General features: G+C 64.1%; 10 protein-coding genes and 1 riboswitch. Of the genes, 7 read left to right on the top strand and 3 right to left on the bottom strand.

Annotated features, from left to right (window positions below):
- The first annotated feature begins 46 nt into the window (after nt 1-46).
- From ABB27_RS13185 to ABB27_RS13200, 4 genes are all read left to right on the top strand, one after another.
- Entirely contained in the window at nt 47-9,079 is a 9,033-nt protein-coding gene (locus tag ABB27_RS13185) for an SdrD B-like domain-containing protein (protein WP_057629257.1), read from the top strand.
- Complete coding sequence (locus ABB27_RS19980) at nt 9,076-12,456, top strand: Ig-like domain-containing protein (protein ID WP_057629258.1); 3,381 nt, start codon at nt 9,076-9,078, stop codon at nt 12,454-12,456. Before ABB27_RS13185 ends, ABB27_RS19980 begins: the two co-directional genes overlap by 4 nt.
- Nucleotides 12,457-12,466: 10 nt before the next feature.
- Entirely contained in the window at nt 12,467-13,486 is a 1,020-nt protein-coding gene (locus ABB27_RS13195; RefSeq protein WP_161809654.1) for an OmpA family protein, read from the top strand.
- Between the two features lie 590 nt (nt 13,487-14,076).
- Nucleotides 14,077-17,517, top strand: coding sequence for a hybrid sensor histidine kinase/response regulator (locus tag ABB27_RS13200; RefSeq protein WP_057629260.1), 3,441 nt, complete (start codon nt 14,077-14,079; stop codon nt 17,515-17,517).
- Nucleotides 17,518-18,134: 617 nt separating this feature from the next.
- Here the strand turns inward: ABB27_RS13200 and ABB27_RS13205 are convergent.
- The 3 genes from ABB27_RS13205 to acs form a co-directional block, all read right to left on the bottom strand.
- Nucleotides 18,135-18,743, bottom strand: coding sequence for a manganese efflux pump MntP (locus ABB27_RS13205; RefSeq protein WP_057629261.1), 609 nt, complete (start codon nt 18,741-18,743; stop codon nt 18,135-18,137).
- A gap of 7 nt (nt 18,744-18,750) precedes the next feature.
- Nucleotides 18,751-18,915: riboswitch (yybP-ykoY riboswitch) on the bottom strand.
- A 402-nt stretch (nt 18,916-19,317) separates the two neighbouring features.
- Nucleotides 19,318-19,983, bottom strand: coding sequence for a response regulator transcription factor (locus ABB27_RS13210; RefSeq protein ID WP_057629262.1), 666 nt, complete (start codon nt 19,981-19,983; stop codon nt 19,318-19,320).
- A gap of 158 nt (nt 19,984-20,141) precedes the next feature.
- Nucleotides 20,142-22,085, bottom strand: a complete 1,944-nt coding sequence (gene acs, locus ABB27_RS13215; protein ID WP_057629263.1) for an acetate--CoA ligase — start codon at nt 22,083-22,085, stop codon at nt 20,142-20,144.
- A gap of 239 nt (nt 22,086-22,324) precedes the next feature.
- Here acs and ABB27_RS13220 point away from each other — a divergent pair, with 239 nt between their 5' ends.
- From ABB27_RS13220 to ABB27_RS13230, 3 genes are all read left to right on the top strand, one after another.
- The gene (locus ABB27_RS13220; protein ID WP_057629264.1) at nt 22,325-23,758 is read left to right on the top strand and encodes a DcaP family trimeric outer membrane transporter; all 1,434 of its coding nucleotides are present in this window, start codon (nt 22,325-22,327) and stop codon (nt 23,756-23,758) included.
- 151 nt (nt 23,759-23,909) lie between these two features.
- The gene (locus ABB27_RS13225) at nt 23,910-24,227 is read left to right on the top strand and encodes a DUF485 domain-containing protein (protein ID WP_057629265.1); all 318 of its coding nucleotides are present in this window, start codon (nt 23,910-23,912) and stop codon (nt 24,225-24,227) included.
- Complete coding sequence (locus ABB27_RS13230) at nt 24,224-25,945, top strand: cation acetate symporter (protein WP_057629266.1); 1,722 nt, start codon at nt 24,224-24,226, stop codon at nt 25,943-25,945. Before ABB27_RS13225 ends, ABB27_RS13230 begins: the two co-directional genes overlap by 4 nt.
- The last annotated feature ends 24 nt before the right edge of the window (nt 25,946-25,969 follow it).

The raw sequence follows: 25,969 nt of genomic DNA on the forward strand, positions 1-25,969 counted from the left end.
GCCATCTGGCGGCCTGTGCGCGCAGCGTTTGCACGAGGTTTGCACGGTGAACAAGCAATTCAAGCAGGACAGCGACGTCAGTCACTCTTTCGACGTGCCTACAACGGGCCGCCCGTCGCGGAGCTGGCTGCGGAAGGCGTGCCATGGTGGCCTGCGCGGGTTGGCGGCACTGGGGTTGATGGCCGGTTTGATGGCAGCGGCACCTGCGGCGCAGGCGTACAACGTGGGCCTGTCCTCGTTCCAGGATTCGACCAGCCCCTGGCTGATGGCCAATGGCGACCCATCCGGCACCAATGAAGGCAGCAACCTGACGCCGCTGGGCGGCATCGTGGTCTATGACGCGGTGATCGCCAACATCGAGGCCAGCTCTGTTTCGGGCATTGCGGCGGTCTTCGACATGGCGCCGGGCATGACGGTCTACGAAATCCCGTCCAACTGCACCAGCCAGACAGCAAGCTCCGGCGCATTGCGCATCGTCTGCGAGTTTACCTCCTTGCCTGCACTGGGCACCGAGGCATTCCAGCTGAAGATGGCCACCAGCGGCATGGCCAAGTCGGTAGTCGGCGTGCACGGCGCGGTGGGCCTGACCAACCAGGTGCCGGCGCTCAATGAAAGTGTGCAGGCGCTGGATCCGGCGACGCACGCGTTCTTCCAGGGCGACAGCAATACCAGCAACAACAAGCTGTCCGACAACACCACGTTGACCGATTCGGCCGATCTGGAACTGGTCAAGACCAGCAACCCGGCGGCGCCCGGCAGTGTCATTGGTGGCGGTGAAGTCACTTACACCTTGACCGTCACCAACAAGGGCCCCGGCCCGGCGAGCAATTTCAACGTCCGCGACAGTTTGCCGTCCGGCTTCACTGTGGTCGCCGGCAGTTTCCAGGGAGCGGGAGCAGGGTGGGCCTGGAATGCCGCCACCACCACCGCCACCCATGCCACTGGCTTGGCGGCAAATGCCTCCACCACCTTCAGCTTCAAGGCAAAGGCCGACATCTCGGCCGGTGATGTCACCAACCACGCGCTGGTCACCTCGGTCGGCACCATCGATACGCAGCCGAACAACAACCCGGCCCAGGCTGACACCCGCGTCAGGGCCGGTGCGGACCTGGGCGTGGATATTGCGTGGAGCAAGAGTCCGGCCACCACCGATCAGCCGCTGGATCTGAAGATCACCGTCACCAACAAGGGCCCGGAGACCGTCAACGATGCCGTCATCAAGGGCAGCCTGCCTGCAGGCATGCCGTGGGCCGGTGTGGACGTCAGCCAGGCGCCAAGCTGGGCATGCGTCCCCGATGTGGCCGGTGCAGACCCGGTGCTCTTCACCTGTACGCGCCAGCCGGGCTTCAGCAAGTCCGCCAGCGGCGAAGTGATCACCATCAACAGCACGGCGCCGGCCACACCCGGCGATTACACCGCGTCGGCAACGGTGGATTCGGCCCTGCTTGAAGACCCGGTTACCACCAATGACAGCGACAGCGCCACCGTCTCGGTGCTGGCCGATGGTGCCGACCTGGAACTGGGCAAGAGCAAGGTCAACCTGCAATCGTTGACCGATCCCGGGCTGGCACCGAACAAGGTGCCTGCAGGCAATACCGTGGCCAGCGACATGCTGTCAACGTTGACGCTGCACAACAACGGCCCGGCCGATGTCATCGGCAACGCCGAGATCCAGGAACTGCTTGCTGAAGGCGAAGAGTTCAAGGGTGTCTACAACGGCAACTTCGACTGTGCCGCCGTACCTGCGGCGTGGAGCAGCGGCGTCCGCCAGTTGGTGACCTGTACGCTGAAGGCTGCTGCCTATCCGTTCAAGCTGGGGCAGACGGAGCCCCTGAGGCTGGTCACCCGTGCGCGGGAGCTGCCGACAGGCGGTGCCGGCGCGCTACTGGTCAACAATGCCTGCACCGGCGGCACCATGCCGAACGGCTATGTTGGTTCAGCAATCGCCAATGAACCGACCACCAGCACGGGCGTGAACGCCGACAAGGTCACTGCCAACGACTGTGCCAATGGTGATGGTGTGGCAGTCACCCAGGGCGTGGCGAATCTGAGGGTGAGCAAGGAAACCCGCGCCCCGAATTCCGGCGACCGTGTGTTGAAGGTAACCGACACCGAGATGAGCTACATCATCACGGTCACCAACACCGGTGATGCCACCACCGGCGTGGTGGTGAACGACAAGATCCCGGGTTGGTCGAGCTTCACCAAGGCGACGGTGACCAACACGGCCAATTGGGACTGCACGGCAGTGGAAACCGTCATCTGCCGGTCCAACGCGACGGTCATGGCAAGTGGTGCCGTCAACACGATCACCATCAAGCTGACCCATACCGACGACGTCTCGCCAGGCTTCCTTGTCGACAGCGTCGGCAAGGTCCTCGCGTGCCCGAATGCGCCGCCGGTTGCAACGAACCAACCGCACTTCCATTGCAATACGGTGGGTGTCGGCATCGACGGCACCCAGCCCAACTCCTTGGGTGAAGGCGACTGGACGGACAACTACGCCAGCGACTGGGTCAGTGCCGAGCGCTACGCGAACATGAAGACGCAGAGCAAGACCATCACCACCGGTCGTGATGACGGCCAGGCCGGTGTCAACTCGGTCTATCGCGTCGAATACAGGAATGACGGCCCCTCGGCAGTGCCGGGCGTGGTCATGCGCGACACCTTCAAGCTGCTCGCCGGCGACGCAGGCTTCGTGCTGATCGAGGCCAAGACGGCCGGCGGCGCAACCTGCACCGTCGTCAGCAAGGACCCAGGGATTACCGAGCTGCAGGGGCAGGGCGGTATGTCCTACTCCAACACCAATTCCGCGCTGGTGCAGAATTTGACGGTCGCATGTCCTGCGGTCGATTTCACTGCTGGCAGCGCGCAGACACTCAATATCACCATCCGCCCCAACGTCAACAGCGGCAATACCGGTCGCTATTTCGACAATACCGGCAATTTCATCATCTCTACCGGTACCGGTGCCGATTACCACGGCAGCGATGCCAATGGTGATTTCATCTACAACAGCAACACCAATGTCAGCGACGACACCCAGGATGCCACGCTCACTTTCAAGCAGGGCGAGGCCGACCTGGCGGTACAGAAGAAGGACGTGTTCGACACGTTCAAGGACCCGATCGGCTACGACGGCACCCAGCCGGCGAAGAACGTCCTGACCTACATGCTGGAGGTCACCAATGGTGGCCCGTCCATCGCCACCAACGTGATTGCCAACGACTGGCTGACCCCGCCGGCAGGCAAGACCGTCAGCTTCGTCGGTGCCTCGGCTACCTCCTCGACCAGCGATGCCGACTACGGCTCGACGCTTTGTGCGGTACAGGGCCCCGCAACCGTGACCGGCAATGCGGCAAAGACCGAGAAGCTGCACGTGCTCTGCACCCTGCCCGGTGCCGGGTATGGCGCAAACAACGCCCCAGGCGTGATCTCCTCGACCACCGGCCAGAACAAGTCGTATGTCTACCTGCGTTACCGCTATGAAACCGAGCCGGGCGCCAGCGGCGACACCGTGAACAACCAGGTGGTGGTCAGCTCTTCCGAGCGGGATCCGCAGGGTGGCAACAACGACGTCACCGAGACCACCACGCTGTACATGACCGCGGATATGGGCGTGGTCAAGACCATGGTCGCCACCGAGCCCAGCGTTGATCCGCGCGTGGCATTGCCTCCCAGCGTCGGCGTGGTCAGCATCGAGCAGAATTTCTGGTACGTGCTGACCGCCACCAACCATGGCTCCGGGCAGAGCCTTGCCCGTGATCGCGCGCAGGCAAATGGCGGCGGTGGCACGGTCATCGTTGATACCTTGCCTGCGGGCGTGGTGGTCACCGAACCGGGGGAGATCCGTTGGCAGAAAATCGGCCCGGCATTCACCGGTGCCACGCCGAACGGCAGCGGCCTCTGCACGCTGGCCTCGCGCACCATCACCTGTGAAGTCGGCGACGTGACCTTTGCCAGCGGCAACCTTGGCACGGTGCGCATCATCGTGCCGTCCCGCTGGAACGCGTTGCCGCCAGGCAGCACCGCGCCGCTGGGTACCTCGAACAATACCGCCAAGGTCACCACCGAGCAGATCGATCCGAACCCGGTCAACGACAGCACCACCGTTCCGTTGGACGTGGTCAACCTGTCGATTGCCGGCGTCGTGTTCGTGGACAGCAATGGCGGCGCCAGCGATGGCATCAAGCAGGGCGCTGAGACGGGCATCAACGGCGTCACCATCACCCTGAGCGGCAAGGATCTCAACGGCGCAACCGTAACCCGTACGCTGACCACCGCAAACGGTGGCGCATACCGCTTCGACAACCTGCCGCCTTCCGATGAAGCCGGTTACACCGTCACCCAGAATCACGTGGCGGGTTACAGCAACGGTCTGGTGGCTCCGCCGACCTCCGGCAGCGATTCGGCAACCTTCAATCCCGGCTCGTACCTGGCTGCGGTGGATTCCACGTATGTAGCCGTGGTTACCCCGGGCGTGGTGGCAAACCTTGGCACCATCGGTACCAAGGGTGCCACGGCAATCAATTACAACTTCCCCAAAGTGCAGGCGGTCACGCTGTCCGGCTATGTCTATGCGGATATCGGCTTGAACTACGTGCGTGATGGCAGCGACCCGGCCATCAGCTCGGCCACGGTGGAGCTGCTGGACGCGAGCGGCAACAAGATCGCTACGGAGACAACCGATCAATATGGTTACTACGAATTCACCGAACTGCACCCCGGCCTGACCTACAGCCTGCGGGAACCGTTGCCGGCGGGCTACCAGGATCTGCCGGCCGCGATCAACCCAGGCAAGATCGGCGGCGTGCTGTGCACGACCTGCAGCACCCAGACTGTTGCAGCCAATGCCTCGCGCATCGACAACATCAAGTTGGTGGCCGGCAGCGGCACCGAGTTCAACTTCGGTGAGGCGCAGGTGGCGTCGGTTGCCGGTGTTGTCTATGTGGATCGCGAAGATCCCACGGGCACGGGCCTGTATGACGGCAACGGCACTTACAACAGCGGCGTGGACCGCGGCCTGGCCGGTGTCGCCATCGCCTTGTATGACGAGAGCGGCGTAACCCTGCTGTCCGAGACAACCACGGATGCGAGCGGCGCCTACGGCTTCGTCGACTTCAACAAGGCTGCAGGCAAGGTCGTCGCTGGTGCGAAGTACACGATCCGCCAGACCCAGCCGGTCGCGCTGCGCAGCGGCAAGGAAGCCAACAGCAATGTGATCAACACCGTCATGGTTCCCGCAACGGGGCTGCTGGGGCAGAACTTCGGTGAGATCGCCGGCAGCATCAGCGGCCGGATCTATCTGGATACCGCCAACGATGGCGTTTACAGCGCGGCCGACGAGGACCTGAACGGCGTAAGCGTGAGCCTGGGCGCCAACACCTTGAACGTGTTTGGTGAAGCAGTGGCCGCGCAGCAGACCGTTGCCGGCAAGTACGTGTTCCGCGACCTGCCCAATGGCACCTACGCGGTTACTGAGCAGACCCAGCCGCTGTACAAAACCGTAACTACCTTGAACGGTGCGACCAATGCCGGCTCCGTCAGTGCCGGTGGCACCGCAGGCCTTGCAACCAGCAAGAGCGTGGTGCCGTCGGCTATCACTGGCATTGCCATCGCGGCCGGTGGTTCCTCGCCGGACAACAACTTCGGCGAGATCCTGCCGGTTTCCGTGGCCGGTACGGTGTTCATGGACGTCAACAACGACGGCGTCATGAGCGGTGCTGCCGAAGTTGGGCTGGACGGCGTACTTATCCAGCTGACTGGCGTGGACGATCTGGGCCAGGTCACCACCACGATGGTGGTACCGGTGAATACCGCCAATGGCGGCACCTTCCTGTTTGAAGGTCTGCGCCCGGGCACCTATGTATTGACCGAGCCGAACCAGCCGACCGGTACCGCCAACGGCATCACCACCGCCGGCACGGTATCGAACATCGCATCCGGCACCGCGACCCCGGTGACTACGCTGCCCAGCGCCATTTCGGCCATCAACCTGACCGTGCCTGGCAGCGCATCCATCGATAACCTGTTCGGTGAAACGCCGCGCGACAGCAGCATCAGCGGCAAGGTGTGGCTGGATACGAACGATGACGGCATCGTTGGCTCAGGTGAGAACGGCCTGGGCGGGGTGACGGTGACGCTGGAAGGCACCGCGACCGATGGCACCAAAATCAGCGAAACAGTTACCACCAATCCAGACGGCAGCTACGCCTTTGTCGGCCTGCCGCCGGGCAACTACACGATTATCGAGCCGACCCAGCCCGCCAATACCGTGGACGGCAAGACCGTGCCCGGCAGCACCGGCGGAGCCGCTGGCAACCAGGGTGATCCGGCATCGGTGATCAGCACGATCACGCTCGGTGTGACCACCCACTCGGTGGACAACAACTTTGCCGAGCTGCCGTCCGGCAGCATCAGTGGCCGTGTCTACAACGACAGCAACGACAACGGCGTCATCGAGGCTGATGAAGTTGGTTACGCCAATGTCGATGTGGTGCTGAGCGGCACCGACGACATGGGCGTGGCGGTCAACATGACGCTGAAGACCGACAAGAACGGCGCCTACAGCTTCGAAGGCCTGCGCCCGGGCACCTATGCGGTGACCGAGCCTACCCAGCCGCCGGCAACGCTCAATGGCTTCACCACGCCGGGCTCCATCGGCGGGCAGCGCGTAGGCACTGCCACCGACAAGGCGACCGTGCCGTCGAAGATCAGCGCGATCACGCTGGCCATCGGCGCGAAGTCGATCGATAACAACTTCGGCGAGATCGGCGACTCACCGGACATGCTGGTGAGCAAGTCGTCCACCACGGTGAAGTTCACCGTCAACAATGTGGCCACCTACATCATCCGCGTGCGCAATGGCGGGCAGAAGCCGTCCTTCGGCGAGTACATCGTCAAGGATCGCCTGCCGGCTGGCCTGAGCCTAGCTGAAGTGCCGGCCGGCAATGGCTGGACCTGCTCCGGTGCGGTGGGCGATGCCCGCTTTGAATGCCGCAGTTCGGAAGTGGTCAAAGCCGGTGCCACCTCGTTGTCGGACATCACCGTCAAGGCCAACGTCTCGGCCCAAGCGGCCAAGGCCGGTACCGTCAACAACGCGGTGCTGATCGAAGGCGGTGGCGAGAATGAGTTCCGCACCCCGACCACCACCGAACGCAGCACCTTTGAAGGTGATGTCAGCAAGCTGCCGGTGTGCGATACCGCCATCACCCAGAACGTCTGCCGCGTGCCCAACCAGGTGCAGCTGTCGTCCTCGGTTGGCGGCACCGTGTGGTTCGATATCGGTGGCGATGACACCCTGCTCGACGGCGGCGATGAGCGCCTGCATTCGTGGATCGTGGAACTGGTTGATGCGACCAGCGGTGCGGTGAGCAAGAGCACCGTCACTGCCGCCGATGGCAGCTATCGCTTTGGCGATGTGATCCCGGGCCAGAAGTGGAACCTCCAGTTCCGCGATCCGGTGTCCGGCGTGCTGTGGGCGTGGCCGGTCAACAAGGAAACCGCCGGTGGCATGGGCGTGTCCTGTGATGCCGACAAGGCCATCAGCGGCAGCACCGCCTCGGCCTGTCGCATCAGCGAGAACGGCTCCAGCCAGCTGCAGGTTGTGCTTGAGGCCGGTGTGCATATGCCGCAGCAGAGCCTGCCGGTGGATCCTTCGGGCGTGGTCTATGACGCCATCACCCGTGATCCGGTGCCGGGCTCGATCGTGACCCTGTCGCCGGTTGGCGTATGCAATGGCTACGACCCGAAGACCGCAGTGCTCAATTCCATGGCTGGCGGCTACAGCATCGAGGGCAATGCGATCTCGATGACGGTGGGCAACAGCGGCTACTACCAGTTCATGTTTGGACCGGCCGCGCCGGCACGTTGTGAGTTCCGCCTGACGGTGACGCCGCCAAGTGGCTACAAGTTCGCGTCAACGATGATCCCGTCCCAGGATGGTTCGCTGTCCCCGGCCGGTGCAGCCGGCACCAGCCATCTGGTGCAGCCGCAGGCCAACGCGCCGACCGGTGCGGTGGGCACGCCTACCCAGTACTGGCTGACCCTGTTCGCAGGTTCGGCGACGGCCGGCATCGTGCACAACCACATCCCGCTGGATACCGCTGAAGCCACCGGCCTGGTCATCAGCAAGACCGGTGACCGCCAGACCGCTGAAATCGGTGACACGGTGCAGTACACCATCACCGTGCGGCAGACCGCCGGCAGCGCACTGGCCACGGTCAACATCGTCGACACGCTGCCGCGTGGCTTCACCTATATCGACGGCACTGGCCGTGTCGGTGGGCGTGCGGTGGACAACCCGCTGGGCAAGCCGGGCCCGCGCCTGGGCTTCAACCTGGGGCCGATCGATGTGGGCGGCCAGCTGGTGCTGACCTACCGCGTGCGTGTCGGCGTCGGTGCGCAGCAGGGTGATGGCGTCAACCGCGCGCAGGCACACGGCTGCTCGATCAATGGTGGCTGTATCGATCCGGTCGGCCTGACCCCGGTGCCGGGCTCGGTGCCGTCCAACCGTGCCGAGTACCGCGTGCGTGTCACCGGTGGCGTGTTCACCGAGGAAGCCTGTGTGCTGGGCAAGATCTTCGTGGACTGCAACAACAACCACGTGCAGGACCGCGAAGAGCTGGGCATTCCGGGCGTACGCATGTACTTCTCCAACGGCACCTGGATGATTTCCGATTCCGAAGGCAAGTACAGCTATTGCGGCCTGACCCCGCAGAGCCACACCTTGAAGGTGGATCCGTCCACCTTGCCGGTGGGCGCCCGCCTGACCACCAGCAGCAACCGCAACCTGGGTGATGCCGACAGCCTGTTCCTCGATCTGAAGAACGGTGAGCTGCACCGCGCCGACTTCGTCGAGGGCAGCTGCTCCAACCCGCTGCTGGAGCAGGTGAAGGCGCGTCGTACCCAGGGTGAGGTGCGCGCACCGGAAACCGAAACCGGGCAGTCGCAGCTGCGTTTTGACAGCAAGCCAGCCCGTGCGCCGCAGCAGGCCACGGACTCGTCCAAGCAGGGACCGATCGTGCAACCCCGACCCAACCCGCCGTCCGCGGCGGCCCAGCAGGAGGTGCAGCCATGAGCCGCACCGCCCTGCGCAAAATGCCGCGCGTAAGCCTGCTGGCCTGCGCGCTGGCCACCGCCTCGCTGCCGGTACTGGCCCAGAACGTGGGCAGCAGCACCCGTTTCACGCCGGTCAACGGCGACAGCACAACGCTGTATCCGCGTTCGCTGACTACTCTTGATGCGCCGCCGGAAGTGGTGGCGGCGCGCTCGGGTGAGGTCGATTACAGCCGCAATGCCGGTGTCGACCGTGTCTCGGTGGAAGTGGACCGCGATGGCTTGCCGGCCGATGGCCAGACCCCGGTGCACATCACCGTGCATCTGCTCGGCGCCGACGACAAGCCGCTGGCGGGCAAGTCCTTCGTCACCATCGAGAACAGCGGCGGTCGCATTCGTTTGCCGGGTTCGCGTACCGATGAGTTCGGCCCGGGTGCCAGCGACGCCGACAAGGTGATGCCGGGCGTGCAGCTGGAAGTCGAGAACGGCGTTGCCGAGTTCGACCTGATCGCCCCGCATGATCCGCAGGATGTATTGCTGCGCATCACCGCCGGTGGCGAAACCGCACAGGGAACCATTGGTTTCCTGCCGGAAATGCGCGACATGCTCGCCACCGGTCTGATCGAGGGTGTGCTGAACTTCCGCAACAAGTCCAACGCCAGCCTGATCTCGCCGGTGCAACACCACGATGCATTCGACCGCGACATCCGTCGCTGGGAGAAGCAGTTCAACAACGGCAAGGCCAGCGCCTCGGCGCGCACCGCGTTCTTCGTCAAGGGGCAGATCAAGGGTGAGTACCTGCTCACCGCCGCCTATGACTCGGACAAGGATGTGCGCGGCCGCCTGTTGCGCGACATCCAGCCGGAAGAGTTCTATCCGGTCTACGGCGACTCCTCCCTGCGCGGCTTCGATGCGCGCTCGGCCGAGCGCCTGTATGTGCGCGTGGACAACAAGCGCAGCTACCTGCTGTACGGTGACTTCCAGACCGGCGACACCCTGGCGACCACCAGCGGCGTTGGCGGCAGTGGCCCGATCCCGCAGCGCAGCCTGAGCACCTACAACCGCACCGCCACCGGCCTGGGCTGGCACTTTGAAAGTGAGCGCGTGCGCAGCAATGTGTTCGCCATCGAGGATTCGCTGCGGCAGATCATCGAGGAGTTCCGCAGCCAGGGCAGCGGCCCGTATGCGCTGCGCAACAACGCGGTGCTGGAAGGCAGCGAGCGCGTCGAGATGATCGTGCGTGACCGCAACCAGCCCTCGCGCATTGTTTCGGTCAAGGCGCTGGCACGCTTGGTGGATTACAGCTTCGAGCCGTTCTCCGGGCGCATCCTGCTCAACCAGTTCCTGCCTTCGTTCGACAGCGATCTGAATCCGGTCTCGCTGCGCATCACCTATGAACTGGATCAGCAGACCGAGAAGTTCTGGGTGGTCGGCGCCGATGGCCAGTACAAGCTGACCGACAAGCTCGAAGTCGGCGCATCGGCGGTCGAAGACCAGAACCCGTATGCCGAGTTCAAGATGGGCAGCGTCAACGCGGGTTATCGCTTCGGCCAGAACACCATGCTGGTGGCCGAGTTCGCGCGTACCCAGAGCGAGGTCAACACCAACTCGCTCAACCAGGTGACGTCGCAGGGTTTGAAGGATGTCACCGGTCAGGTTGAAGGCGACGCTTGGCGCGTCGAGTTCGCCCACGACGGTGACAAGTTCGACGCACGCCTGTTTGGTGCGCGTACCGATCCGGAGTTCAACAACCAGGCTTCGCCGCTGTACGGCGGTCGTGGCGAATACAGCGGCCGTATGTCCTACGCCGTTGGCCCGCGCCTGGAGCTGTATGTTGAAGCCCTGCGCAGTGAAGACCGCAACCCGGATGGCGGCAAGCGTGACGCCGGCGGCGCCGGTGTACGCATCGGTGCCACCGAGCGCCTGACCCTGGACTTCGGCCTGCGCAGCATCCGCGAAACCATCGGCATCACCTCGCCGTGGTCGAGCACCGGCTACGGTTCGTTGTCCGGCCTGACCGGCGGCTTTGCCACCGGCTCGGGTGGTGGCGCGCTGGGCTATGGCCAGCAGGCGCTGGACCCGGCCACCGGCCTGATGGTGATCAACAGCGGCAGCAACGGCGACACCATGACCAGCGACCTGCCGGTAGGCACCAAGTTGGAATCGGACAGCGCCCGTGTCGGTATTGGTTACCGCTTCAACGACAAGTTCAGCGGCGGCGCCGAGTACGAACAGAGCGTCAGCGGCGAAGACCGCAACCGCGTTGCCGCCGGCATGGACTACCAGCTGTTCGAACGCAGCCGCATCTACGGCCGCTATGAAAAGCAGACCGGCCTGACCAGTGCCTACGGCATCACCACCACCGACCGCGAGGCCGATGCGCTGGTGTTCGGTATCGACAGCAGCTACATCCGCGACACCCAGGCATTCTCCGAGTACCGCCTGCGTGATGCGATCAGCGGCCGCGATGTGCAGGCGGCCTCGGGTATCCGCAACAACTGGGATATCGCCAAGGGCCTGCGTCTGAGCAGCTCGATCGAACGCGTCAATGTGGTGGCGGGCGATACCGGCGACAGCACCGGCCTGGCGCTGGCCCTGGATTACAGTGCCAACCCCTTGTGGCGTGGCGCGATCCGTGCCGAGCACCGCATCTCCGAGGACGTGCCGGGCACCACCGATGCCAATGAGGCCTTCAAGACCTCGTTGCTGCAGTTCATGGTTGCCCGCAAGCTGAGCCGCGATTGGACGTTGTTGGGCCGCAATTACCTGCTGGCCACCAACTACGAAGAACGCGGTGACGTGCTGCAGGACCGCTTCCAGCTCGGCCTGGCCTACCGCGACACCGACCGCAACCGGGTCAATGCTTTGATGCGTTACGAGTACAAGCTCGAGCGCGACGAAAGCGGCCTGACCCTGCTCAACGGCAACGTGGTGGATGGCACCAGCCAGGATGTACGCACCCGTGCGCACATCGTCTCCACCCACGCCGACTGGCATCCGTCGCGGCCGTGGTGGCTGACCGGCCGCATTGCCGGCAAGTGGCAGCGCGACCAGTTCGCCTATGGCGACGGCAGCCGCGTCAACAGCAGCTTCAACGCAGTGCTGGTCTCTGGTCGTGTCGTGTATGACATCACCGAGAACTGGGATATCGGCGTGCTCGGCTCCACCTTCCGTGGCCAGTACGGCGCCAATCAGTTTGCCTACGGCATGGAAGTGGGCCGCCTGCTGCGGCAGAACCTGTGGCTGTCGGCCGGTTACAACTGGACCGGTTTTGAAGGCGACAGCGATCTCAATGGCTACGAGTACACGCAGCAGGGCTTCTTCCTGCGCCTGCGCTTCAAGTTCGACGAAGACCTATTCCGCCGGGACCCGGTCCGCTACCGCGACCCGGCCCGCTGAGGACGACACCATGACCTTTATGCAAACCAAGAACCGTCCGCTGCGCAGCTTGCTGGCAGTTGCTGTCTTCGCTGTCGCCGGTACCGCCGGCGCCCAGCAGACCCAGCTCAACCCGCAGGCCAAGCGCATCAGCGACGAAGCCATCCACGCCGACCTGGAGTCCTACGAGGCGACCCAGGGCCGTATCCAGGCATTGAACGATGGCGGTCGCCCGATCCGCGACTACCACCTGTCCAAGGCGCAGTGCTGGCTGGACGTGTCCTTCCACGAATACACCCGCAACGACCGCAGCGCCTTCCCGCAGGAAGCGCTGACCGAGTCGGAGAAGTTGATCGTGGACATGGAGAACGGCGTCTCGCCGATCCCCACCGACACCGCCCTGGTCAACGACGCCAAGTACCTGCGTGCCGACCTGTGGCAGCGCCTGAAAGTCATCCACGGCACGCCGGGCTTTGCCTGTGCATCGCAGAAGGTGGCCTGTGGTGAAGTGGAGCTGGTGCATGCCGGCAACGAGTTCAACCAGCAGCAGTGGCGCCATTCCAAGCCCTATATCCAGATCGCCGAAGACCTGGTCAACGAGGCTGAGACCGCAGCGCGCCTGTGCGGCGTTGATCCGGCCGGCCCGGCGGTTGCACCGCTGGCAGCAGGCCCGCTGATCGCAAACGTGCTGTTCGAGTTCGACCGCGACGGTTACAAGGACATCCGCACCTACTCGCTGGAAAGCGTGGACCGCGCCTTGGCAACGATCAGCAACGAGAAGCGTGAACTGGCCGGGGTGACCCTGGTCGGCCATGCGGACCGGATGCAGGGCAATGGCTTCGACTACAACCAGGCGCTGTCCGAGCGTCGCGCCAAGACCGTGCGTGAGTTGCTGATCGGTCGTGGCGTGGCCGCTGACAAGATCCGCTACGAGTACCGCGGCGACACCCAGCAGGTGCAGCAGTGCGACGGCGTCAAGCCGCGTGCGGCACTGCTGGAATGCCTGCTGCCGAACCGCCGGGTGGAAGTGCGCTTCGAACTGGCGCAGTAAGTTTCAGTTTGAAGTGTGGATCGACAACGCCCCGGCACTGCCGGGGCGTTGTTCGTTTTTGGGAGTCAAACATGCGTCGCCAACCGCGCATGCGCCGGCCTTTGCCCCCCTCCCTTGCGCAAAGCGCAGGGGAGGGCGGGGGAGGGGTAGGCGAGCGCAGCTCGAAGCTTTGTGCTTCGAACAAGACGGGCATGCCAGCAATGAAACGCCCATCTGCTGCTGCCAAAAGCACCCCTCCCCAACCCTCCCCTGTGCTTCGCACAAGGGAGGGAGCCAAGCTGCAGCCGAAGTAATCTCCGCAAGCTCGCAATCTGCCCCCTCCCTTGCGCAAAGCGCAGGGGAGGGCTGGGGAGGGGTAGGCGAGCGCAGCTCGAAAGCTTTGTGCTTCAAAAAGTACGCGGCATGCCAAACAGCAAGAACGCCAGCTGCCATAGCGAACAGCACCCTCCCCAACCCTCCCCTGTGCTCCGCACAAGGGAGGGGGCCAAAGCAAAAGCCCGCTCGAGCTTTGCCCGCTCGCAATCCGGCCCCAAACCCCCAATCCTGCGGAATGGCTACACTGGCCCGGCTAAGTCGCATGGGAACTACCCTTGGTCTCCAGCTGGATCCTGCTCCTGGTCTCACTGTGCTACGCCGCGCTGCTGTTCGGCGTGGCCTGGTGGGGTGACCGTCGCCCGCTGTATCCGGACCGCCCGTGGCTGCGGCCGGTGGTCTACAGCCTGGCGCTGGCGGTCTATTGCTCGTCCTGGACCTTCTACGGTGCGGTCGGCTCGGCAGTGCGCTATGGCATCGGCTACCTGCCTATTTATCTGGGCCCGCTGCTGCTGCTGATCTTCGGCTGGCGCATCATCGAGCGGCTGGCGCTGATTGCGCGCAGCGAGAACGTGGTCTCCATCGCCGACTTCATTTCCTCGCGCTTCGGCCGCTCGCGGCGGTTGGCCGCGTTGGTGGCCTTGATCGCGTTGATCGGCGTGGTGCCCTATCTGGCGCTGCAGTACAAGGCCGTCGCGATGAGCCTGCAGGTGCTCACCGGCGACGCCGCCGGCAAGGGCCCGCTGACCGATCCGGCGCTGTATGTGGCGCTGCTGATGGCCTTGTTCGCCATCCTGTTCGGCACCCGCCAGGTCGATGCCACCGAGCACCATTACGGCATGATGCTCGCCATCGCGGTGGAGTCGCTGATCAAGCTGCTGGCGATGGTCGCCATCGGTGTATTCGCCTACGTCTGGCTCACCGACCGTGGTGATTCGGTGGTGCAGTCGGCACGTGCCTTGTTCGAAGGCATGCCGCCGGTGGGTTTTGTATCGCAGACATTGCTCAGTTTTCTTGCGCTGATCTGCCTGCCACGCCAATTCCACGTGGCGGTGGTCGAATGCGGCAATGCCGGCGATGTACGCCGTGCGCGCTGGATGTTCGGCGGCTACCTGGTGCTGATCTCGTTGATGATCGTGCCCATCGCCAGCGCCGGTGCGGCGCTGTTCGGTACCGGTCTGGCCTCGGACGACACCCTGGTACTGGCCCTGCCGATGTCCGCGGGCAGCACCACCCTGGCGCTGATTGCCTATGTGGGCGGTTTCTCCGCAGCCACCGGCATGGTCATCGTGTCATCGATCGCACTGGCGACGATGATCAGCAACGACCTGGTGATGCCGCTGCTGCTGCGCCGCAGTGGTGATCACCAAGAGGCCGCCAACGTCGCCTCGCGCGTGCTGTGGATACGGCGCATGGCGATCGTGCTGTTGGCGTTGGTGGCCTATGGCTATTACCGCGGCAGCAACGACGACACCATGCTGGCCGCCTATGGATTGATGGCCTTCGCGGCGGTGGCGCAATTCGCGCCGGGCCTGCTCGGTGGCCTGTATTGGCGCGGCGCCAGCCGGCGCGGTGTTGAAACCGGCATGTTGGTCGGCTTCCTGGTCTGGGCCTATACGCTGCTGTTGCCGGCGCTGAGCCACGGTGGTTGGTTGGATGCCAGCCTGCTGACGCAGGGCCCGTTCGGCATCGGTTGGTTGCGGCCGCAGCAGTTGTTCGGCCTCACCGGTTGGGACCCGCTGACCCATGGCACCTTCTGGTCGCTGCTGATCAACACCGTGACGATGCTGGTGGTATCGATGCGCTGGCGCCCCGATGTGGCCGAACGCCTGCGCGCAGCGCCGTTCCTGGATCCCTATGCCAAACGCCCAGTGGTGGCGGGTGACTGGCCGGCGCACGTCAAGGTGCGTGATCTGCTGGCCCTGGCCACGCGCGTCATTGGCGACAACCGAGCGCGGCGCTCGTTCGGCGAACAGGCGCAGTTGCTGGATCGCGAATTCCAGCCGGCCGCCGCCGCCGACCGCGTCTGGGTGCAGTTCACCGAGCGTTTGTTGGCCGCCTCCATCGGTGCCGCCTCCGCACGCCTGCTGCTGACCAGTCTGCTGCGCGGCTCGGGTATGGACCTGGGCGAAGTGGTGGCGGTGCTGGACGAGGCCGGGCAGGAACTGCGCTTCAACCGTGAGATTCTTTCAACCACGCTGGAGAACATCAGCGCCGGCGTCAGCGTGGTCGATCCGGAAATGCGGCTGACTGCATGGAACCGCCGTTATCAGCAGATGTTCGGTTATCCGGACGGCATGCTTTATGTGGGCCGCCCGGTTGCCGACCTGATCCGCTACAACGCCGAACGCGGCGAACTCGGCTCGGGTGACACCGAGGTGCAGATCAATCGCCGTATCGGCTATATGCGCGCCGGTTCGCCACACGTGTTCGAGCGCACCGGTGCCGATGGCAAGGTGATCGAGCTGCGCGGCCAGGCATTGCCCGGCGGCGGCTATGTCACCAGCTACAACGACATCACCGATTTCAAGAACGCCGAGCAGGCACTGCTGGAAGCCAACGAGAACCTGGAGCAGCGCGTCGCCGAGCGTTCGCAGGCGGCTGAAGCGGCGCAGCAATCGAAGACGCGTTTTCTTGCTGCCATCAGCCACGACGTATTGCAGCCGCTGAACGCGGCACGTCTGTTTGCCTCGGCACTGCGCGACAGCCTGCACGAGACCGACGAGCAACGGCATCTGGCCGAGCGTGTCGATGCTTCCCTGCGTGCGGCCGAAGAGCTGCTCGATGGCTTGCTGGATGTGTCACGCCTGGATGCCGGCGGTTTGCGCCCGACCATCACCGAGTTCGATGCCAGCGTACTGGTACGCGAACTGGCGGCGCAGTACACGCCGGTGGCGGCGGGCCGTGGCCTGCGCCTGCACGTGTTTGCGCGTCCCGCCTGGGTGCGCAGCGACCGCCGCCTGCTGCGGCGTGTGCTGCAGAACTTCATGGCCAATGCACTGCGATACACCCGCAGCGGCCGCATCGTGCTGGCGTTGCGTGTGCGCGGTGATGAGGTTGAACTGCAGGTCTGGGACACCGGCCCGGGCATTCCCGAGCACCATATGCAGCAGATCTTCAATGAGTTCCACCGCTACCAGCAGCCTTTCGACTGGGGTGAGCAGGGCCTGGGCCTGGGTTTGTCGATCTGCCAGCGCATCTCGCGCCTGCTCGACCACGGTTTGAATGCGCGCAGCCAGCCCGGCCACGGCAGCATGTTCTCGATCAGCCTGCCGCGCGTGCCGACACCAACCGCGCCGTTGCCAACGCCGCGTCAGCAGACCGCCTTTGGCGGTGATGACTCACTGGCCGGCATGCGCGTGCTGTGCGTGGACAACGACCAGGAGATCCTCGACGGCATGCGGGCCCTGCTGGGCCGTTGGAAGGTGGAGGTGATCGCCGCCAGCACGGTGGACATGGCGCTGGAGAAATTGAGTGAGCAACCCGATGTGATGCTGGTTGATTACCACCTGCACGACCGCCTCGACGGTCTGGATACCTTGATCGCCCTGCGCGAAGCCGCGCAACGGCCCTTGCCGGGCGCACTGCTGACTGCCGATGGCCGCGATGAGCTCAAACGCATGGCCCGCGAGCGCGGCTACCGCGTACTGACCAAACCAGTGAAGCCGGCCTCACTACGCGCCTTCCTCACCGCCTTGAACGACCCACGCCGCCGCTAGCAGACGAAACGGTAGTGCCGAGCCATGCTCGGCAGGGGTTTTACCGGCAAAAGGCTACCCCTCCCCAACCCGTCCGGCCCGAAGGCACAGCCTTCGGTCGTTCATCAGGCCGCGCGCCAGTGGCGCGCAAGCAGGCCTTCTTCACCCCCTTCGCTACGCGAAAGGGAGGGAGCAATAGCGGTAGTGCCGAGCCATGCTCGGCAGAGGCTCTACCGGTAGTGCACCAGCGCAGCATGGCTGCGCTTTGCCAAAGCGACCCTCACCCCAACCCCTCTCCCGCAGGAGAGGGACTCAAACGGTAGTGCCGAGCCATGCTCGGCAGAGGCCTTACCGGTAGTACCACAGCGCAGCATCGCCGCGCTTCGCCAAAGCAACCCTCACCCCAACCCCTCTCCCGCAGGAGAGGGGCTAAAACCGTAGTGCCGAGCCATGCTCGGCAGGGCTCTACCGGCAATGCCCCAGCGCAGCATGGCTGCGCTTTGCCAAAGCAACCCTCACCCCAACCCCTCTCCCGCAGGAGAGGGACTCAAACCGTAGTGCCGAGCCATGCTCGGCAGGGCTCTACCGGCAATGCCCCAGCGCAGCATGGCTGCGCTCTACAGGTACCGGTTCGCCGCTTACGCCGCTCCCACAACCTCGGCTGCTGCATGCAGGTGTTCGTACAGGATCGCGCAGCCGATGACGATCAGGATCACGCCGCCGATGATCTCCGCGCGCTTGCCGACCAGTGCGCCCAGGGCGCGGCCGAGCATGATGCCGATGGTCACCATGGTCATCGTGCACAGGCCGATCACCAGGGCGACCACGCCGATATGCACATCCAGGAAAGCCAGGCCCACGCCGATGGCCATCGCATCGATGCTGGTGGCAAAGCCGGTGGCGGCCAACGTCCAGAAACTCTTGTGCTGCTCGCCGGCTTCGTCGGTGGCGCTGTCAGCCTCGGTCTCGTCGTCGGGTTTCAGGCCGGCAATGATCATGTGCGCGCCGAGTACACCCAGCAGGCCGAAGGCGATCCAATGATCGAATGCCTGCACGTACTGCGACGCGGCGCGGCCCAGCAGCCAGCCGATGATGGGGGTGATGGCCTCGATGACGCCGAAGATCAAACCCGCGCGCAGCGCATCGAGCAGGCGTGGTTTGCGCATGGCTGCGCCCTTGCCGACTGCCGCCGCGAAGGCGTCGGTGGACATGGCGAAGCCGATCAGAACAATGGAGAGTGGTGACATCAGGATTACCGGGTCGGGCGGACACAAACGGCACACGCCGCGCCCAACCGTAGTTGCGCACGCATGCCGCTGGTCTCGCCAACCGGGTCTGGCTGCCCACACCACGGCGCACTGGCCGAGTATGTTGATGTGGGCGCTTCCATTGCTGGAAGCAGGCTACTCCCCAAGGGAGCGCGGATTGTAGCAGCAAGCTGCGGCGGTGGCAGACCGCCCGGGTTGTAGGAGCGGCGTAAACCGCGAAACCGTTGGATTCTGGCTGCCGGGCACAACGCCATTCAGAAATCTGACTGTTTGAGGATTGCGTGGAGAGGCCTCAAGCACGCTATCTGAAGGATCATTTGCTTCGCGGCTTACGCCGCTCCTACAAAGGCCCGTGTTTCATGCAGCGCTGTCTGGCTGTTTGTGGGAGCGGTGTAAGCCGCGAAGCTGATGGATTCTGGTTGCCGGACACAGCGCCATTCGTGAATCTGGCTGTTTGATGATTGCCTGGAGAGGCCGCCCGCCCGCTAGCTGCAGGTTCAGTGGCTTCGCGGCTTACGCCGCTCCCACAAAGGCTGATTACCTGCGTGACCGCTCAGTCTTCTTCCGGCGGCAGCACGATGGCATCGTCGTCGATGGCCAGCTTGCCGGCCATCAGCACCGCCTGGGTGCGGTTGGTGACGCCGAGCTTGCGCAGGATGGCGGTGACGTGGGCCTTGATGGTGGCCTCGGAGACGCCCAGGTCATAGGCGATCTGCTTGTTCAGGCGGCCCACGCCCAGCATCTGCAGCACGCGGAACTGCTGCGGGGTCAACTCGCGCAGGCGTTGGCCGACTTCACGTTCTTCATTCGGCGTGGGCGGCACGTTGTGCGCCTCGGCCGGCGCCCAGCGCTCGCCATCGAGGATGGTGCCCAGCGCATGGCCGATGGTGTCCGAATCGGCGGACTTGGGAATGAAACCAAAAGCGCCATGGTCCAGTGCGCGCCGCATAACCGTGGCTTCCTCGCGTGCGGACACCACCACGATCGGCAATTGCGGATGCAGCGAACGCAGGTGCACCAAGGCGTTGAAGCCTTGCGCGCCCGGCATGTTCAGGTCCATCAATACCAGGTCGGCATCGGGGTGCTGCTCGGCCAGTGCGTACAGCGCTTCGACACTGTCGGCCTCCATCAGCTGCACGCCCGGTATGACGCGTTGCACCGCGCCCTTCAGGGCTTCGCGGAACAGCGGGTGGTCATCGGCAATGAGCAGGGTCGGCATAGGTGCAGGAACTAGTGGGTAGGAAAGTTGGAACCAGATGAAGCGGTGGCGCTGCAAACAGTCAGAGCCGAGAGCCTACTCCCCAGCGGAACCAGGAGCGAGCGGGGCTGTGTTCCGGCCCGCACTCGTTCCTGGTTTCTGTTCACTGGTTGCTGGCCTTATCTGACCTTGCGCTCTTCCACCAGCGAGGCGACCACCGACGGATCGGCCAGCGTGGAGGTATCGCCGAGCTGGTCGGGTGCGTTCTCGGCGATCTTGCGCAGGATGCGGCGCATGATCTTGCCCGAGCGGGTCTTGGGCAGGCCCGGCGCCCACTGCAGGTGATCAGGCGCGGCGATCGGGCCGATTTCCTTGCGCACCCATGCCACCAGTTCCTTGAGCAGCTCATCGGTCTGCGCTTCGCCGGCAATCAGGGTGACATAGGCATAGATGCCCTGGCCCTTGATCTCGTGCGGGAAGCCGACCACAGCCGCTTCGGCCACCTTCGGGTGCGACACCAGCGCGCTTTCCACTTCGGCCGTGCCGATGCGGTGACCGGAGACGTTCATCACGTCATCGACGCGGCCGGTGATCCAGTAATAGCCGTCTTCATCGCGACGGCAACCGTCGCCGGTGAAGTAGCTGCCTGGGTAGGTGCGGAAATAGGTGTCGATGAAACGCTGGTGGTCACCGTAGACGGTGCGCATCTGGCCCGGCCACGAATCGCGGATGATCAGGTTGCCCTCGGTGGCGCCTTCCAGCGGCTCGCCATCGGCGCTGACCAGCGCCGGCTGCACGCCGAAGAAGGGCAGGGTTGCCGAGCCCGGCTTCAGGTCGGTTGCACCCGGTAGCGGCGAAATCAGGATGCCGCCGGTTTCGGTCTGCCACCAGGTGTCGACGATCGGGCAGCGGGCATCGCCGACCACGTCGTAATACCAGCGCCAGGCTTCCGGATTGATCGGCTCACCGACGCTGCCGAGCAGGCGCAGGCTCTTGCGCGAAGTGCGCTTCACCGGCTCCTCGCCATCGCGCATCAGCGCACGGATGGCGGTGGGCGCGGTGTAGAAGATGGTGACCTGGTGCTTGTCGATCACTTCCCAGAAACGCGAAGTGTTCGGGTAGTTGGGCACGCCTTCGAACATCACCGAGGTGGCGCCGTTGGCCAGCGGCCCATAGACGATGTAGCTGTGGCCGGTGACCCAGCCGACGTCGGCGGTGCACCAGTAGATGTCGTCCTCGCGCAGGTCGAACACCGCTTCATGGGTGTAGGCCGCATACAGCAGGTAACCACCGCTGGTATGCAGCACGCCCTTGGGCTTGCCGGTGGAGCCGGAGGTGTAGAGGATGAACAGCGGATCCTCGGCGTTCATGCGCTCCGGTTCGCACTCGGTCGGCTGGGTGTCCACCACATCGTGGAACCAGCGGTCACGCGGTGCCTGCATGTCCACCGCGCCGCCGGTGTGGCGCACCACCAGCACGGTTTCAACGGTGTTGGTGCCGGGCAGCTTGAGTGCGGCATCGACATTGGCTTTCAGCGGCACTTTCTTGCCGCCGCGCAGGCCTTCGTCGGCGGTGATGATCAGCTTGCTGGCGCAGTCACCGACGCGGTCGGCGATGGAGTTGGCGGCAAAGCCACCAAACACCACCGAATGGATGGCGCCGACGCGGGCACAGGCCAGCATCGCCACCGCCGCATCGACGATCATCGGCAGGTAGATGGTGACGCGGTCGCCCTTCTTGATGCCAAGATTGCGCAGGGCATTGCCCAGCCGGCAGACGCGCTCGTACAGCTCGCGGTAGCTGACTTTCTGCGCCGGGCTGTCCGGGCCATCGGGCTCGAACAGGATGGCGGTCTTGTCACCGCGCGTGGCCAGCTGCCGGTCCAGGCAGTTGATGCTGACATTGAGCTCGCCGTCTTCGAACCACTTGATGCGGAAATCGTCGAGCTTGTAGCTGACGTTCTTGATCCTGGTCGGCTTCTTGAACCAGTCCAGCCGCTCGGCCGCCTTGGCCCAGAACACATCCGGGTTTTCGACCGATTCGCGGTACAGCTGCTGGTACGTGTTCTTGTCGATCCGTGCCTTCTCGGCGAACGCGGAATCAACGGGATATACATCAGTCATGGCAACCCTCACCTTTGCACTTGTAACCAATGAATGAGCCCTGTCGTGGGACAGGGCCGGGACACCCCAAGTGTGCCGCATCCACCCCACCTCGCGCTGCATCTTCTGTTAGACGATGGTCGAACAGACGCCCGCTTACGACTAATGGCGAATAGCCGCCCGCTGCCATCGCCGCGCACGCTGGCTGCGACCGTGCAACCGGTGCGGCCCGTTCGCCAGCCTGGAGAGAGGCAGTCCCAATGAATCGAAACATCTTGAAAACGGCCCGCCGGCCGCTCGCCGCTGCGCTGTTTGTCGCGCTGGTTGCGCCAGGCATGGCGTTTGCTGAAACCACCAAGGAAAAGGCACTGGAAGCGCGTGTAGCCGATCTTGAGCGGCAGGTGCAGCTGTTGCTGTCCACCCAGCAGCAACAGCAGGGCGCCATTGCCCAGACCCAGAGTGAAGTGGTGCAGGTGCGCAGCGCCCAGGCCGAGCGCGTCGCGGCGCCGGCGGTGCCGGCCGGCAAGCAGCCGATCCAGATCACCACCATCACCCCGGGCGCAGCGCCGGGCACCACCTTCAAGGTGGGCGGCTTCATCAAGGCTGATTTCCTGGCCACCCGTACCGGTGACGGCCAGCTGGCCGACGATGCCACCGGCCGTTCCCTGTACCTGCCGGGGCAAACCCCGGTGCACGGTGCCGGTGGTTCGGGCAAGGCGTCGGACGTGGATTACAACGCGCACGCCAAGTTCTCGCGCTTCAACCTGGGCGTGGACAACGTAGCTGAAAACGGCGACAAGGCCGGTGCGTTCGTGGAGATGGATTTCTTTGGCAACTCGCTGGGCAACCAGACTGCCACCAATACCTATGGCGTCACCCTGCGCCACGCCTACATGTACTGGAACAAGTGGCTGGCCGGCCAGACCTGGTCCAACTTCATGGATGCGGCCTCCATTCCGGAAGCCGCTGACTTTGTCGGCCCCACCGATGGCGTGGTGTTCGTGCGCCAGGCGCAGATCCGTTACACCAATGGCGGCCTCAGCGTAGCCCTGGAAAACCCGGAAACCACCACGCTCACCGGCGCCTACAACCCGGTGACCGGCAAGTGGAATGTACCGGCCGTGGCCAACTCCGATCGTGGCTCGGTGCCCGACCTGACCGTGCGTTACGGCTGGAAGGGTGACTGGGGCACCTTCGGCGTGGCCGGCCTCGTCCGCCAGCTCAAGCTCGACAACCAGGCGACTGGCGCCGATGCCAGCAAGGTGGGCGGTGGTGTCACCGTCGGCGGCAAGTGGCTGATGGGCGATGCCGATACCCTGCATTACCAGCTGACCGGCGGCGAAGGTATTTCCCGCTACATCGGCCTGGGCATCACCGCCGACGGCGGCTATGACGCCCTGCGCGACGAGATCGACCCGACCGGCGTGATTGCCGGCTACGTGGGTTGGCGCCATGCCTTCACCCCGAAGCTGCGCACCAACCTGATCTACGCACGCAGCGACTACGACAACGATGCCTCGATCACCGGCGACCTGGTGACCAAGAGCGTGCAGTCGATCCGCGGCAACATCTTCTACACGCCGATGCCCAAGGTCGATGTCGGTGCCGAGCTGATGTACGGCGTACGTGAGATCGAGAACGGCAAGAAGGGCGATATCAGCCGCGTGCAGTTCACCACCAAGTACAGCTTCTGAGCCATCCGTTGCCGGCGGTACAGTGCCGCCGGCAACGCATCTGAAAACGCAGCAAGCCCCATCTCCCTACCCCCACGGGGAGCACTCATGTGACCGTCAAGGCATCTCCGCATGCCGTGGCGTTCGTATTCCCAACGCCTGGAGAATTCCGATGAATGCTTCCGTCGATCCCCGTGTAGAGCGGATCGCCTCCAACCCGAAGTACCAACGGTTGCGCAGCACGCGCAACAAGCTGGGTTGGTTCCTGACCATCCTGATGCTGCTGGGGTACTACGGCTATATCGGCCTGATCGCCTTCGACAAGGCCTTCCTGGCCACCCCGATCGGTGCCGGCAAGATCACCACCGTCGGCATCCCGATCGCGTTGGGCTTGATGGTGTTCACCATCCTGATCACCGGCTTCTACGTGCGCCGTGCCAATAGGGAATTCGACAAGTTGACCGAAGAGATCGTGGAGGAAGCACAATGAACCACTCCCTCCTGCGAACCGGCGCCTTGCTCGGTCTGCTGATCGCCAGCGGTGCGGCCATGGCCGCCGGTGGCGACATCGGCCAGACCGTGCGCCAGCCTACCAACTGGACCGCGATCATCATGTTCGCGACCTTCGTGCTGTTCACCCTTGGCATCACCAAGTGGGCCGCTGGCCGCACCAAATCCGCGTCCGATTTCTACACTGCCGGTGGCGGCATCACCGGTTTCCAGAATGGTTTGGCCATCGCCGGTGACTACATGTCGGCGGCTTCGTTCCTGGGCATCACCGCTGCGGTGATGACCAATGGTTACGACGGCCTGATCTATGCGCTGGGCTTCCTGGTGGGTTGGCCGATCCTGACCTTCCTGATGGCGGAGCGGCTGCGCAACCTTGGCCGCTTCACCTTTGCCGACGTTGCCGGCTACCGCTTCCAGGCCAAGCCAATCCGCATGTTTGCCGCCTCCGGTACGCTGGTGGTGGTGCTGTTCTACCTGATCGCACAGATGGTTGGTGCCGGTGCCTTGATCAAGCTGCTGTTCGGCCTGGACTACTGGATCGCAGTGGCGCTGGTCGGCGTGTTGATGATGGTCTACGTGCTGTTCGGCGGCATGACCGCAACCACCTGGGTGCAGATCATCAAGGCCTGCCTGTTGCTGTCCGGCGTGACCTTCATGGCCGTGATGGTGATGTGGCACTTCAACTTCAGTTTCGAGGCGCTGTTCACCGAGGCGGTGCGGGTCAAGACCCAGATCGCGGCCAACGGCGGCAAGAATGCGGAGGAAGCGGCCAGTACCGGGTTGGCGATAATGGGGCCCGGTGGCTTCGTCAAGGATCCGATTTCGGCAATCTCGTTCGGCATGGCGCTGATGTTTGGTACCGCCGGCCTGCCGCACATCCTGATGCGCTTCTTCACCGTTCCCGATGCCAAGCAGGCGCGCAAGTCGGTGCTGTGGGCAACCACCTGGATCGGCTACTTCTACATCCTGATCTTCATCATCGGCTTCGGTGCGATCGCACTGGTGCTGACCAACCCGGAGTATGCGGACCCGGTCACCGGCACCATCCAGGGCGGCCCGAACATGGCAGCGGTGCTGGTCGGCAAGGCCGTCGGCGGCAACCTGTTCATGGGCTTCATCTCGGCCGTGGCCTTCGCCACCATCCTGGCCGTGGTCGCAGGCCTGACGCTGTCCGGTGCATCGGCGGTGTCGCATGACCTGTATGCCACGGTGTTCAAGAAGGGCAACCCGGAGCCGGGCTCAGAGCTGCGTGTATCGCGCATCACCACCTTGGCGCTGGGCGTGATCGCGGTGCTGCTTGGCATCGTGTTCGAGAAGCAGAACGTGGCCTTCATGGTGTCGCTGGCCTTCGCCATCGCCGCATCGGCCAACTTCCCGGTACTGATCCTGTCGCTGCTGTGGAAGGACTGCACCACCCGTGGTGCGGTGATTGGTGGCTCGCTGGGTCTGGCCTCGTCGCTGATCCTGACCCTGCTGTCGCCGTCGGTATGGGTGGACACGCTGGGCAATGCGGCCGGCAGTGCACCGTTCCCGTACACCAGCCCGGCGCTGTTCTCGATGACGATTGCCTTCGTCAGCATCTGGTTCTTCTCGATCACCGACAAGAGCAAGAACGCGCAGGCCGAGCGTGCGGCCTACCCGGCACAGGAAGTGCGTGCCGAGACCGGAATTGGTGCGAGCAAGGCTTCATCGCACTAAGCATTGGTAACGTTTGAAACAACG

Origin of the sequence: Stenotrophomonas terrae (assembly GCF_001431465.1) — a bacterium.
Taxonomy (GTDB): Bacteria; Pseudomonadota; Gammaproteobacteria; order Xanthomonadales; family Xanthomonadaceae; genus Stenotrophomonas; species Stenotrophomonas terrae.